7 protein-coding genes are annotated in these 13,823 nt (G+C 66.6%); 2 read left to right on the forward strand and 5 right to left on the reverse strand.

From position 1 onward, the window contains the following. Both NS355_RS16765 and NS355_RS16770 read right to left on the reverse strand, forming a co-directional pair. Positions 1-627: tyrosine-protein phosphatase (locus tag NS355_RS16765; RefSeq protein WP_058746724.1), on the reverse strand; the 627-nt coding region annotated here is incomplete at its 3' end. Further along, positions 627-2,984 (reverse strand): TonB-dependent receptor, encoded by a 2,358-nt coding sequence (locus tag NS355_RS16770; protein WP_058746725.1) that lies wholly within the window; start codon positions 2,982-2,984, stop codon positions 627-629. The genes NS355_RS16770 and NS355_RS16765, both read right to left, overlap by 1 nt. Positions 2,985-3,214: 230 nt before the next feature. Here NS355_RS16770 and NS355_RS16775 point away from each other — a divergent pair, with 230 nt between their 5' ends. Further along, the gene (locus NS355_RS16775; protein ID WP_058746726.1) at positions 3,215-3,742 is read left to right on the forward strand and encodes a hypothetical protein; all 528 of its coding nucleotides are present in this window, start codon (positions 3,215-3,217) and stop codon (positions 3,740-3,742) included. A 229-nt stretch (positions 3,743-3,971) separates the two neighbouring features. Here NS355_RS16775 and NS355_RS16780 read toward each other — a convergent pair whose 3' ends face one another. The 3 genes from NS355_RS16780 to NS355_RS16790 all read right to left on the reverse strand — a co-directional run bounded on the left by NS355_RS16780 (position 3,972) and on the right by NS355_RS16790 (position 12,523). Then, positions 3,972-11,396 carry an autotransporter outer membrane beta-barrel domain-containing protein gene (locus tag NS355_RS16780; RefSeq protein ID WP_209445126.1) on the reverse strand — a complete coding sequence of 2,475 codons (7,425 nt, stop codon included), beginning with the start codon at positions 11,394-11,396 and terminating at the stop codon, positions 3,972-3,974. Between the two features lie 354 nt (positions 11,397-11,750). Continuing rightward, positions 11,751-12,155, reverse strand: a complete 405-nt coding sequence (locus NS355_RS16785; RefSeq protein WP_244489731.1) for an RES family NAD+ phosphorylase — start codon at positions 12,153-12,155, stop codon at positions 11,751-11,753. A gap of 17 nt (positions 12,156-12,172) precedes the next feature. Further along, positions 12,173-12,523, reverse strand: a complete 351-nt coding sequence (locus tag NS355_RS16790; RefSeq protein ID WP_058746727.1) for an antitoxin Xre/MbcA/ParS toxin-binding domain-containing protein — start codon at positions 12,521-12,523, stop codon at positions 12,173-12,175. A 170-nt stretch (positions 12,524-12,693) separates the two neighbouring features. Between NS355_RS16790 and NS355_RS16795 the strand changes: the two genes are divergently transcribed. After that, positions 12,694-13,680: a helix-turn-helix domain-containing protein gene (locus tag NS355_RS16795; protein WP_058746728.1), complete on the forward strand. Its 987-nt coding sequence runs from the start codon at positions 12,694-12,696 to the stop codon at positions 13,678-13,680. The last annotated feature ends 143 nt before the right edge of the window (positions 13,681-13,823 follow it).

Raw genomic sequence — 13,823 nt, forward strand, 5'->3', positions numbered from 1 at the left:
GTGCTCATTCGACAGCAGGTAATCGTCGATGATCGTCGCCCTCGGCACGCCCAGCGCGGTCAGCAGGAGCGCGGCCGCGACGCCGGTGCGGTCCTTGCCCGCCGTGCAGTGAAAGGCGAGCGGCACGTCGCCCGCCAGCAGCTCGGCGAACATGCGGCGGTATTGGCCGTTGAACTGGTCGAGCAGCTTTGGATAGGTCGCGGTCATCGCCGTCACGACCTGTTCGTGGGTCCAGGTCGACGGATCGCCGGGCAGCCGCATCGCGCTCATGTCGAGCGCATAATCGTCGCTCAGCACCTTGGGGCGCTGACCGGCGGGCCACAAAGTCGGCTCCCTGGTCCGCTCGGCCGTGTCGCGAAAGTCGCAGACGGTGCGGATGCCGAGCTTTTGCAGCGTGACGTAATCCGCCGGGGTCAGGTCGTGCATCTGCCCCGAGCGGTAGAGCAGCCCCCATTTCACCGTCCGGCCATCGGCGGTGCGATAGCCGCCCAGGTCGCGGAAGTTGCGTCCGCCCTGCAGCGGCAGGACGCGAGTGTCGGCAGGTGCGGCCACGGGTGCGGGGGCCGAAGCCCCCACCCCCGCCGGAACCGCCAGCACCACGGCGATGGCGATCAGGCCCCCGCGCATCAGAACTTCACCGTCGCTTCCACGCCGTAAGTGCGCGGTTCGTTGAAAAAGCCCGATACGCCGGTAAGCGTGTTCAGCCCCTTATAGAACATATGCTGCTCGTTGAGCAGGTTGCGCGTCCAGGCTGACAGGGTCAGCAGGGCGCCGGTGTCGTTCAAAGCAATGTCAGCGATGCCGATCCGGCCGTTGACGATGAAGCCCGGCTCGCCCTTGGGCTGGTTCACGCCGGGCGCGGGATCGTTGTAATTGGCGTAGAAGCCGCTGTCGTAATTGGCATCGAGATGCGCGACGAGGCGATAATCGCCCACCGGCCGCTCGTAATCGATCGCGCCGCTGGCGGCATGGGCCGGGGTATAAACCGGATAGATCTTGATCGGCGTCGTCACGATCACGCCGGTCGACCCTTGCGGGAAGGGGTTCACCGTCGCCGGAATGGTCACGTCGTTATAGGCATAGCTGGCGGTCAGCGTCAGCCCGGCCATCGGCGCGACGGTCAGCTCCGCCTCGACGCCCTTGGCGCGGCCGGTGCCCGGCGCATTGGCGGTCTCGATCGTGGTGCGGTTGGTCTGGAGCAGATTGCCCTGCGCATCGACCTGAAGGTAATTCGCCTGGAAGTCGATCTGGATCGACTTGTACGCGCCGGTATAGGCGGCCAGGTTCAGGCGGACGCGGCGGTCGAGGAACTCGGTCTTGGCGCCGATCTCGAACATCGACAGCGTCTCGGGGTTGAACGGCGCATAGCGCAGCGAGCGCGAATTGGCGCCGCCCGACTTATACCCTTCCGACCATTTGCCATAGACATGCATGGCGTCGGTCACGTCGTAAGCCAGCGTCACCAGCGGGTCGACGCGCGACCAGGCGGCGTCCAGCTGGCGCGGGCCCACCACGCCGTCGACATTGGGCGTCTTGCCGTTGACGATGAACAGCTGGCCCTTCTTCATGTCGCGCGTGTAGCGCGCGCCGCCCGTGACGTGCAGCCGGTCGGACAGGATCGCCGGGGTCCAGGTCGCCTGGCCGAACGCGCCGATGCTGCGCGTCGTGATCCGGCTGGCGCGGTCGAAGGGGACCGTGGCGATGTTGAAGGTCGCGATCGTGGAGGCGGTGCCGTTCGCGTTCCAGACATTGGTGTTGAACGCCTGGGCATTGTCCTCGCTATGCTCGCGGTACGCCATCGCGCCCGCAACATATTTCAGGCGGGGGCTGTCACCGATCAGCTGGATTTCCTGGCTGAACTGGTTCTGCGTGAAGCCCGCCAGGCTGTAGCGGCTGAACGCGCCGTTCGGCTTGTAGGTGGTGCTGTTCTGGCCGCCATTGTCATACTGGCTCTGGTCCAGTTCGCGGTACGCGGTGATCGACTTCAGCTGAAGCCCCGGCGCGAGGTCAAGGCCCAGAGTCAGGCGATGGCCATGCGTCTTGCCGATGCTCTCCTGCTGCGGCACGCCGATGCTGGCGGTGCGCACCCGGTTGGGCTGGAGCGGCAGCGCGGGCGCGCGGGTCAGCGTTCCCGCCGTTATCGTCTGGAGATAGAGCGGCGTCGAGGCGTCGTAGGAGGTGTCGAACGCATAGTCGGCGCTCACCCCGTCCTGCGGCTTCCACAGCACTTCGACATGCGCGCCGTGCCGGTCGAAGCCGTTGAAGTCCGCCTGGCCGGGCAGCGGATTGTCGACGAGTCCGTTGCGCTTGGTGACGATGCCGTCCAGCTTCACGCTGAAATTGTGCCATTCGGGAAGGTTGAGATGTGCCTCGGCCTTGTGGCTGCCGAAATTGCCGACGCCCGCGGTCGCGGTCAGGCCGAATGTGCCGGTCGGCTTCCTGGTGACGATGCTGACCGCGCCGCCCTCGGTATTGCGGCCGAACAATGTGCCCTGCGGGCCTTTCAGCACCTCGATGCTCTCAATGTCATAGAGCGCGGTGCCCAAGCCTTGGGCGCGACCCAGATAGACGCCGTCGATATAGACGCCGACACCCTGGTCGCGCGCGGGCTGGTTGCTGTCGGCCAGCACGCCGATGCCGCGGATGTTCATGATCAGCGCCGAGTTGCGCGAATAAAAGGGCGCGACGCGAAGCGACGGGATCGCGCCGTCCTGCAGGTCGACCAGCGACTGGACATGGCGGTTCTTCAGGTCGTCGGCGGTCAGCACCGAGATGGCGATCGGCGTCTTCTGCAGGCTCTCTGGCCGCTTCTGCGCGGTAACGATGACCTCGTTCAGCGCACCCTCGGCATTGGTTTTCTGATCGTCGGGCGCGGCTGTCTTGGCCGGTTCGGGATCGGCCGCAAAGGCGGGCGTGGCAAGCAGAAGAGCCAGCGTGCTGGACGCAAAGAGCCGCCCCGCGAAACGCAGGTTGAACGAGGTCATGATATGGATTCCCCCCAAAGGATTATGCGGCCGTCCCTTGGTGCCGGATCATTGCGACTTGATGACGTTGTGCGGGGATGATGTGGTTTTTATGATGACAATGGTGTCATGATGGGGGGGTGGCCAGCCATCCGCTCCCACTTGAAATCGAGGGGCACGACCTTCAGAATGTGCAATAAACATGCACGGCCCTTTATCTGCCTTGCACAACAAGGCGTATAATCGGCAACATGGACGAGATTGAAGTCGATGGCGTTTTAAGAGATCTGCGGCATCTTCGCAGTTTTGTGGTCACCCTGCCTGGCAAGGGTAAGGATGGGGCGGATCTGCGGACGCGTATTCACCTCGGGTTGCATACCATCTCGCAAGGGTGTGAGCGAGGCGCGCACCATCTGGAAGATGAGAACGGCAAGCCCCGGCGCTTCTGCGAGGATCGCTACGCTTTTTCGCTTGGACTCCGCGAACTGTCGAAGCGAATGGTTGAGCAGAATTACTTTTGTTGGGATTCCATCGATCGTAACCGGGCAATGAATTATGCGGTCATTGATATCGCGCCCGGCCGTGTTCGCGAACTGACGGACGGAGAGCATCAGGTAGTATTCTTCTACCTATACCCCGACAGGGGGGACGAAGCCGATGTGAACCTGATGATTACGAGCTGTTACGTACGCAATGTGGTCTTCAGTCACGTCAAGCGGCGCTATAATATGCACACGCTCTTACGCACCTGCCTGTACAAGGGAAAGAGGCTGCCATAATCAGAAAGGGCCCCCGCTTTAGGCGGAGGCCCTTCAAAGGTGCGGGTGTACCTTACCGTGGTGTACCGGCCATATAGGCGCACATGCTGCGGCGACCGTGTTACCGGAAGCCCCGCTGTCCGTAGCTGATCCTTCAATGCCACAAGGTTGTAAAAGGTTCAATAAAAAGTTGAGGCCCAGCCGAGCGGCAAGGGGTGAAGCGGCCTAGCCTGCTCCACCCCCCGAACGATTAGAAGCGCAGGCGCAGGCCTGCTGCGATCGTTTCCTGATGGTCGTCGCGGCCGGTCTGGGCGCTGCCGTTCGCATAGAGGTCGACGCCGCTGGCGAAGCGATAGGCGACGCCGCCCGTCGCCGTGCCGACCAGCGAGGCGCGGGCGGCGCCCAGTGCGACGAGGCCCTGGCCCCCGCCCGCATAGCCGCCCAGCGCGACGGCGCGGTTGCCCTCGATCTGATAGCGCGCGCCCAGCGTCACGAAGGGGCGGAACGGTGCTTCCGACGCATCGCTACGGCCGAAGGTGACCCCGGCATCGGCAAAGCCCGCGACCAGATCGCGACGCGCCACGGTGAGAGCGAAGGGGCTGCCGCCCTTCTCGCCCACGCCCTGACGGCGGGTACGCAGATAGGTGAGGCCCGCACGCGGGGTCAGCGACCAGCCCTCGGCCAGCTCGGCCGTATAATGGACCGACAGGTCGCTGGTCCAGCTGTGCAGGTCGTAACGCCCATAAGCCGAGGCCGTCCCCGGCAACGCGCGGGTCGTGCGCGCCTGCGCCCCGTCATAGACGATCGACGCGCCGAAGCCGAAGCCGTTCGGCATCGAATAGCGGCCATGGACGCCCGCGACCACGCCGTCGGCCTTCGTCGAGGCGGCGAGCGGGGCGATCGACTGGCGGGTGTCGAGCCAGCCCCCGAACGCACCGATCATCCACTGTCGATCGCCATAGCCGACGCCGCCCAGGAAGCCGTAACCGCGCGTCTGCGCCGCGCTGGTCCCCTCGCCCATGTCCGCGCCCAGCCTATGCCATTGGCCGAGCGTCTGGCCGAAGGTGAAGACGCCTGCATCCTCCCGCGTGGTGGCGAAGGCCGGACCGCGCGCCGCCTGGACCAGACCCAGCGCATTGTCGACGCCGATCTGCGATGCCGAGGCATAGGCCTCCGGCGTTACTTGCGCGAAGCCACGCGGGTTGGACGCGCCCGACGCGGTCAGCAGCGAGGGGAGTGCGGCGAACAACGTGCTCGTCGCGGACTGTTTGGACAAGGTGGCGTTGGCATAGTCGATGCTGCGCGCGACCTGCGGGCTGAACCGCGCATCGCCCAGGAACTGGCCGAGCAGCTGGATGCGGTCGGCGCGCTGGACGATGAAGCCGAACAGGTCGGACGGCTTCAGGATGCTGGCATAGCTGCCCGTGATCCCGCCGCTGGCGACGATCAGGTCGTAGGAGGTGCCGGGGCGCAGGGCGCCGCTCGACACGATCTGCAACGTCGATCCGCTGCCGATGGTCAGCCCGCCATTGACGATCAGCTTGTCCGACACGGTCGGGGTCAGCTCAAAATACGACAGCGAGCCGCTGTTCAGCGTGACATTGCCGTTGACCGTCATCGTGCCCGGCGACGCGCCGGGGCTGAGGATACCCGCGACCGTCACATTGCCGTTGACCGTGCCCGCCGAGCCGAAGGTCGCGCCCTGGCGGACCAGGAACTGCGTGGCGGCCATGGTCGACCCGGCCAGACCGACCAGGCGACCGCTTGTCATATCGACCGCGCCGAACGACGCGTTGCCCGACACCGTGGCGTAACCGCCGGTCATCGCCAGCGCCTCGACATTGGCGACGTTGGTGAAGGCGACCGGCGCGGCAGCCGCGCCGCCCGACAGCGCGATCGTGTCGGTCCCTGCCCCGCCATCGACCGCACCTGCAAAGGTGCCCGCGATGGTGAAGCGCTGGTTCCCGCCGGTGAAGGCGACCTGGCCTGCGGTCAGGCTGCTGCCCGAGGCGATGGTCAGGTCGGTTGCGGCGTTGACCTGATTATAAGCCTGCGTGCCCGTCAGGGTCAGCGCACCGGTTCCCTCGGTCGCCAGCGTCTCGAACCCGGTCAGCGTCCCCGCCGCCAGAATCTGGTTGCCCGCCAACTCCAGCGTGGCGCGGTCATTGCCAGCCCCGCCCGATACTGTGCCAAGCAGCACCGAACCCGCCGCCAGGCGCAGCGCGTCGTTGCCTGCGCCCAGGTCGATGACCCCGGCCAGCGTGCCGCCCTTGGCGACGGTCAGCAACAGGTCGCCGTCGCCGAAGTTCAGCGGCGCGCCCTGCGTGCCCAGCGAGCCAACGACGGTCAGCGCGTTGCCGGTCAGCGACACGTTCTCGAACCCGGTCGCCACGCCGCTCAACACGACGGGCGCATTGGCCGTGAAGGCCAGTGTGTCGGTGCCGGTGCCGCCATCATAGCGCCCCGCCGCAATGGTCGTGCCCAGCGCCAGCAGGTCGTTGCCCGCGCCAAGCGATACGCTGGCGATGTCGCCATCGACGCGAAGCTGCTCGGCCACGTCCGTGCCGGTGACCGCGCCGATGCGGTTGCCCGCCAGCGCGACGTTCAGCCCGGTGCCCGCCAGCGCGACGGTGTCGAAGCTCTGGTCGAGCGTCAGCGACAGCGTGCCCGCGCCGGTCACCGCCAGCTGCTGGAAGTTACTGCGCTGGCCGAGGCCCGTGCGGTCGCCCGACAGGAGTGCGGTATAGAGGTTGGTCCCCGCACCGCCATCGACGCCGCCCGCCACGCGCGAGCCCGCGCCCTCGACGAAGCTGTCATTGCCGTCGCCCAGCGACACCGCGCCCTGGACCAGCCCGGCATTGACGAAGCGGTCGTCACCGCCGCCCAGCGCGACCGATCCGGCGATCGTGCCGTTGTTGGTGACGGTCTCGGCCGCGTCGGTGCCGGTGATGGTGGTGGCGCCGGTGCTGGCCAGCGTCTGGCCCGCCGCGACCGTAACCGATCCGCCCGCCACGCCCAGCGTGTCGAAGTTGAAGGCCCCGGCATAGGTGACATTGCCCTGACCGACCTGGCTGAAGCGTTCGAAGTTCAGGAACTGGTTGCCGTTGACGGTGCCGCCCCCGGTTGCGTCGATGATAAGGCTGTCAGTGCCCGTGCCGCCATCGACCGTCCCGACCAGCGTCGCGCTGGCGCGGTGGAGGAAGGTGTCGTCGCCCGCCCCCAGGAAGACTTCGCCCTGGATCTGGCCGTAATTCTCGATCCGGTCATTGCCTGCGCCAAGCGCGATCGAGCCGATGATAGTGCCGGTGTTGACGATCTTGTTGTCGAAAGTGCCGGTCGTGTGGATCGCGCCCGCCAGATAGGTGGTGCCGAGCGTGCGGACGAAGCTGTCATTATCGGCCAGCGTCGTGCCCGTGCCGCCACGGATGGTCCCGGCATTGGTCAGGTCGATGCCCACGCCATTGGCGCGGATCGCAACGGACTTCGCGCCGGTCGCCTCGATCACGCCGGTCGCGGTGTTGGTGATCGACGCGGTCGCGGTATCGTCGGCATAGAGCGAGAGGGCCGCCGCGATGATGGTGGTGGGGGCGGTCCGATCGGTCGGGACGCTGGCGCCCGCATAGGGATCGACGATCGTCTGGCCGCCGCCATTGGCGCGGATCGTGCCGCTATTGGTGATGGCGATGGTCTTGGCGACGGTGCTGGCGTCGGTCGTGTAGTTGCTACGATAGACCGTGGCGCGCGCGCCGTAAGCCGACAGGCCGCTGCCGTCGATCGTGCCGCTGTTGGTCAGGCTGATCGACCCGCCGACATCGCGCGCGTCGTCGAGAGTCAGCAGCGCGGCCGACCGCCCCTGAAGGTTGGCGGAGAGCGTTCCGCTGTTGGTCAGGACGATGCTGGACGCCTGGGGGGCGTCGAGCACCGGCGTGTCGAAATAGCGATAACTGCCGACATGGGCGTTGACGCCCTGGGTGACCGAACCGCTGTTGTCGAACCGGATCGCCCCGCCAAGGCCACGCTGGTCGTTGATCTGGAGCACGACGGCCGAGCGTCCCGGACCCGTGCTGGCGATGGTGCCGGTATTGGTCAGGGCGATCGACATGGGCTGCGCCGTGACCGATGGGTCCGAGCCGTAGGAATATGTGTTGCCGGATACGATCAGCCCCTGGGCGATCGTGCCGCTGTTGGTCGCCGTGATCGTCCCCTCGTTGACCGACAGGGACACGCTGCGACGGGTTTCGTCGTTCAGGATAGTGCCCGAATTGGCGAAGGTCATCGCACCGGTGCCGTAGAGCGACACCGCCGTCCGCTTCAGCGCGGCGTCGCCGATCGTGCCGCTATTGGTGAAGCTCCGGACCTGGCCCGAGACGCCGCCCTTGACGATCGCCTGGTTGGTCAGCGCGGCGAGGATGGTCGCCTGTTGCGGCTGCGGATAGTAATAATAATTGTCGCCGATGGTCAGGTCGCCGTCGACATTGGCAGTGTTGACCACTTGGCCGTCGCCCAGCACGCCGAGCGAGGTCAGCGTGGTGCTCGCCCCGACGGTCACGACGGTGTCGGCGCCGATCGCCTGGACATCCTCGCGCTCGAAATTGACGGCGGTCAGGCTGCCCAGCGTCGCGGTCGCCGATTTGGTGAAGGCGCGACGATAGGTGTCGGTGCCCGCGCCCCCGTCGATCGTGCCGGTCACGCCGGTCTGGCCGTCCATCTCGACGAACACGTCGTTGCTGTCGCCGAAGCGCAGGCTGCCGGTCAGCGTGCCGCCACTGTTGGTATAGATGGCGCTGTTATAAGAGCGACCGCCAAAGCTGGCATAGCCCAGGTCGACGTCGCCGGTGATCGTGCCCGCATTGACGACCTGACCACCGCTCATACGGATGGCGTTCTGCCCGGTCGCGCCCGCGATCGTACCCCCGGCAAGATTGCGGATCACGGTGCCGTTGCTGTAAGTCTGGCTGATCGCGATGCCGCCGGTGCTGGCGATGCGGCCGCTATTGTCGATCGTGCCGCCCGAATAATCCATGACGACGGCATTGCCCGCGACCTCGATCGTCCCGCTGTTCACCAGCGAGGTGAAGCCCGAGATTCCGGTTGCGGCCCGCCCGCCCGTCGCCTGAACGATGCGACCGGTGTTGGTGACGGCCCGGGCGGATTGGATACCGGTCGTGCCGTTCAGCGTGATCGTGCCGTCATTGACCACGGTCTTGCCGCCCGAAATCGCGGCGAGCGTATAGTAATTGTTCGATCGCGTGTCGGTGACGCTGATCGTGCCCGCATTGGTAAAGCTGTCGCCGCTGCCCAGCGAGACGGCATAGGCGCTGTAGACATCGGTGCTCGACACGGCGAGTGACAGCGCGCCGCGGCTGGTGACGGTCAGCGCGTTGTCGGCATAGGTTTCGCCCGGCGCCACGGTGCGCGAGGTGACGGAAAGCGCCGAGCCGGTCGTCGCGGCGATGTCGGCGGTCAGGTCGACGGTCCCCTGCCCGGCGAGCGTCAGCGGACGGCTGGCGCCCGTGCCGTTCAGCGTCAGCGCCGCCTTGTCGAACAGCTCGTAGCCGACCGTGGCGAACGGGGACGCGGACGGCAGCGTCGCGCTGGCGTCGCTCCGCACGCGCAGTCGCAGATTCGCCTGTGCGCCCGACACCGTGCCGGTGATGCCTGCAAAGCGGTCGCCGCTCGACCCTGCCATTTCGGCGACCAGCATGTCACCCTTCGACAGGGTCAGATTGCCGTTCAGGACACCGCCCGCCAGCGCGTAATAGGCATTATTGTTGCCATAATAGCTGTCGTACGAGGACGAGCCGAAGCTCACGTCGCCGTTGATCGTGCCCGCATTGGCGATGCGCGCGTTGGACACGCTGAAATTGCCGTTCGGGGCGATGGCGCGCGTGCCCCCGGTGACGATACCGCCCGCCGAATTGGTCAGATTGCCGTAGGAGTCGATGAATACGCCGGTGCCGGTCGCGGTGATCGTGCCGGTGTTGGTCAGGGCGCTCGACAGTTGAAGTCCGGCGGTGATGCCCTCAATCCGGCCGGTGTTGGTCCAATTCGAACCATAGGATCCCGACAGCTTCGCACCAATCCCGCCGGTCGAACGGATCGTGCCCGAATTGGCGAAGCTCGGCCCGAACAGCGAGACGGCGGTGCCGGTCGCGGTGATCGTACCCGAATTGACGAAGGCCCCTTGTGTGCTGAACGAGACGCCGTTCTGGCTGGCGGTGACGGTGCCGCTATTCTCGAAACGGTTCACGGCGTTCAGCGAGACGGCATAGATGCCGCTCTGCGTGCCCGTGCCGGTGATGCTCCCCGCATTGGTGAAGCTGGGCGCGCTGTACGAACTGGAGTCATCGGCCAGAACGGTGCCGGTGCCGCTCAGCACGGTGTTGTTGACGACCGTGCCGCTACCGCCGACCCGCACCGGGCCTGCGACCGCGAAGCCGCGCGCCAGCGTCGCCGTCATCTTGGCATCGGGGGCCAGGGTCAGCTGTTCGAAATTGGTCGGCAGCGCCAGCGCCGAGGACAGGGTGGCATCGCTGGTGAAGCGGACGAGCAACGTGTCGGTGCCCGCCCCGCCATCGATGGTGCCGCTGATCCCGGTGCGGATCGCGCCATTGGCATAGCCGACGACCAGCGTGTCGTTGCCTGCGCCAAAGCGGATTTTGCCGGTGATCGTTCCGGCCGCGTTGTTGACCGTCATGGAGTTGCCAAAAGTCAACGTTATATTTGTGATATCTCCGACGATAACACCCGCGTTGGTCAGATTCAGCGAACCATAATGCTCGATCGCTGTGGTCCCTGCCGTGGTGATCCGCCCGCCTGCCGCGTTGGTCAGCGTCAGGTATCCGCCCGAGATCGCCGCGCCCAAGCCCGTATTGCTGATCGTGCCGCTATTGGTCAACGTGATCGACTCGATGCTGGCCAGTGTCGCGGCGGTAGAGTTATTGCTGATCGTACCGCTGTTGTTCCAGCCATAGCCATAGACCGCCGAGCTGTAGGCCGCACCGCTGTAGATCGCGTGGCGGCTACCGCCATCGATGGTGCCCGCGTTGGTCAGCGTGCCGACGGGGCCGCTGATCGCGCCGATCGTGCCGCCTGCGCGGTTGGTGATCGACTGGAACCCGGCGTAATTCTGGTTGGTCGACAGCAGCGCATAGCCGTTGGCACCGGTCCCCGTGCCGCCAATGGTACCGCTATTGTCGATCGACGCGGTCGTGCTGCCATAGTCGTTGCCGGTCTGGCCGACGACGACGCCGTTCGCGCCGCTGACGCTGCCGCCCGCCGCGACCGTCATGGACAGGTTGAGGCTGCCATAGCCGTTGCTGCTCGACTGGCGCAGCAGTTGGACGCCCGTCTGGCTACCGCCATCGACGCGGCCGCCCACGGTCAGCGTCGAATAGGCATAGCTGCTGCTCGACACCGGGATGGCATAGCGGATCGCGGGTGCGCCGGTGTTCGTCACGCTGGCACCCGCCGCGACATTGACCGTGCTGGCCGAGGTCGTGACGACCAGACCGTTGCTGTCGGTGCCGGTGCAGGTCGTCGTCGCGTTCGCCTGGGTCGGGTCCGGGGTGCACTGGGCGAAGGCGGGCCCTGCGACCATCAACGCGACCAGGATCGCGCTCGACTCCAACGCACGCGCCTTTACCAGCCGGCCACGCGACAACGCCTTTACCATTTTCAGACTTCCCCCTGATGAAGGTCGACATCTATGATGAAGCAACGTTCATGTCACGGGAAATCATGATCGTTCTGTCATGACAAAATAACGACGCCGTGCGGAATCATGCCCTGGCCCGAGTAACGAAATGGTCATTCTTGCAGCATGTCGGGCCACAAGTGGTTTAGAAGCTTTAACCATTTGGCGCAGCGGGTTCGTGCTTTACCACCCAAGTATAGCGACGAGATAAGACCGCCCTTAATGGAACGAGGCCAGCGCCCCATCCGGATCGAGCAGTTCCAGCGCCGCCCCCTCCCCTCCGCCGCCCGCACGATGCCAGCGCCACAGGACCAAGGCGGTGCCGCCCGGATTCTACGCGGACGGGACCAGCGCACCTTGCGCCCCTGTCTCGATCAGCGAGGCCGTCAGCGTCCAGCTGGGCGGGGTGGCGCCCTCGATCCCGGCGATCGCCTTCCACGGCGCGGTCATGGCCAGCGCCACGGTGTCGTCGACGGGGCCGCCCGCCCGATCGGTCAGGTCCGCGATCGCCGTCGCGTTCAGGCGATAGGGCGCGAGCGTGGCCGGCTTGGCGAGGCCCTGGTAGAATTCGGCGATGGCGGTGGCGTGGTCGGTGCCCAGATACAGCGCCGCCTGCCCCGGCGCGTTCCAGCGGCCGCCATGAATTCGCGCGCCCTCCCCCGACAGGGGATCGCGCTGGTAACGGATCGTCAGCATCCGCCACAGCGGACAGGACAGGGCGCGCAAGGGGTAGGTCATGCGGCCGCCCCCCGGACTTAGGAATAGACGCCCTCGGCCATGCGATCCAGGTCGCGGAGGACGAGCGCGGCATGGCCTTCCTCGACCAGTTGTTCGGGGGTCTTGCCGAAACCGGGCAGCGGCTGGTGGCGGAACCAGATGATCGCGCGCCCCTCGTCGCCCGACAGCTCGGCCGCGCGCGCGATGATGCGGGCGATCTCGCCCAGCCGGGCCTGTACCGCGGGGCTGCCCGGCTTGGCGGCCATGGTGTTGCGGTTGACCTGCGCCAGCTTGGCCAGCCGGGTCAGCGGCAGGCGCAGCCGCTCGGCAAGGCGGCGCGGCGCAATCATGTCGTGATCGCGAATGTCGTCCAGAAAGGCAGCGATCATGCAAAACTCCCAACCGCCCATGCGGTGCACGATATATGCCTGTTTTTTGCACGATCTTCAAGGCAACCGCGCCAGTCGCGGGAGCCATTGCGCCTGTGGCGGATTGATCCACGTCATATTATCACCGCCTCCCCACGATCGAAGGGGGAAGGCATGACCGGGAGCAGGATTTGAAGGAAGCGATCGGCTTTTCCAGTGAGGGCTTGGCCCCGGACCGCGCCTTTGCGGACTATCGCCAGCTTTACGCGCAGGGCGCCGACGTCCTCCGGCTGGACGGGCCGTTCCGGGCGCGCGTCACCGGCTGGCGGTTTCGCCACATGCTGCTGTTCGACCGGCATCTGTCGGGCATGGCGCATGCGCGTGAGGAGCGGGTGACGGCGGACGGCTTCGACCATATCGTGCTCCATCATGTCCTGGCGGGCACGCTGATTGGCCAGGGGCGCAGCGGCTTCGAGCGGGCGGGCCCGGGCGATATCGTCTTCCTCGACACGCGACGCGGCCACCGGACGGAGGCGCACGACCTGCACCTCATCACCGTCAGCATCGCGCGCGACCTAGCGCTGGCGGCGCTGGGCAGCCTGGGGGCGCTGCATGGGCTGGTCGTCCATGCGCCCGACACGCTGATCCTGGGCGAGTTCCTGCAGATGCTGGTCCGCCACGCCCCGACGCTGGACGACCGGCATGACGGCGCGTTCGCGCGTGCGCTGATCGAGCTGCTGCCGACCGCGCTGGGCGGCCCGCGCGACCTAGGCGTCGAGGCGCGGCGGCAGGACCATCTGCGGCGCGAGGCGGTGGAGCAGCTGATCGACCGCGAGATCGCCAACCGCCAGCTCACCGGCGCGGCGATCGCCGAGGGGGTCGGCGTGTCGCGCGCGACCCTGTACCGGCTCTACGAGCGCAGCGGCGGGATCGCTGGCCATGTCCGGCGTCGCCGCATCGACGCCGTCCGCCGTGCGCTGGAGCGGCCGGAGGAGCCCGATCTGGCGCAGCTGGCCGAGACCTATGGGCTGGGCAGCGCGGGCGCGCTGAGCCGCGCGTTCCAGGCGGATCAGGGGATCGACCCCGCCGCCTATCGCGCCCGCGTCCGCCAGGATCGCGGCGACCCGGTCGAGACCGGCACGCGTCGGTGGAATGGATGGATGAACGAGCTGGATTGACGGGAATGCCCCTTCCGGGGAGGGATGGATTACGCCCGCCGCTCGGCCACCCAGGCCGCGCCGCAGCCCAGCAGACAGGTCGCCCCCAATACCCACCCGATCGCATCGGCCAGCCCCGTCGGCCCCGCCATCGCCCTGCCTCA

The organism is Sphingomonas yabuuchiae, assembly GCF_001477495.1.
GTDB classification, from domain to species: Bacteria; Pseudomonadota; Alphaproteobacteria; order Sphingomonadales; family Sphingomonadaceae; genus Sphingomonas; species Sphingomonas yabuuchiae_A.

Excerpts from the sequence above, each read along its gene's own strand:
- NS355_RS16790 (WP_058746727.1), bottom strand. The coding sequence starts at position 12,523 with ATGATCGCTGCCTTTCTGGACGACATTCGCGATCACGACATGATTGCG.
- NS355_RS16785 (WP_244489731.1), bottom strand. The coding sequence starts at position 12,155 with ATGACCTACCCCTTGCGCGCCCTGTCCTGTCCGCTGTGGCGGATGCTG.
- NS355_RS16775 (WP_058746726.1), top strand. The coding sequence starts at position 3,215 with ATGGACGAGATTGAAGTCGATGGCGTTTTAAGAGATCTGCGGCATCTT.
- NS355_RS16770 (WP_058746725.1), bottom strand. The coding sequence starts at position 2,984 with ATGACCTCGTTCAACCTGCGTTTCGCGGGGCGGCTCTTTGCGTCCAGC.
- NS355_RS16780 (WP_209445126.1), bottom strand. The coding sequence starts at position 11,396 with ATGGTAAAGGCGTTGTCGCGTGGCCGGCTGGTAAAGGCGCGTGCGTTG.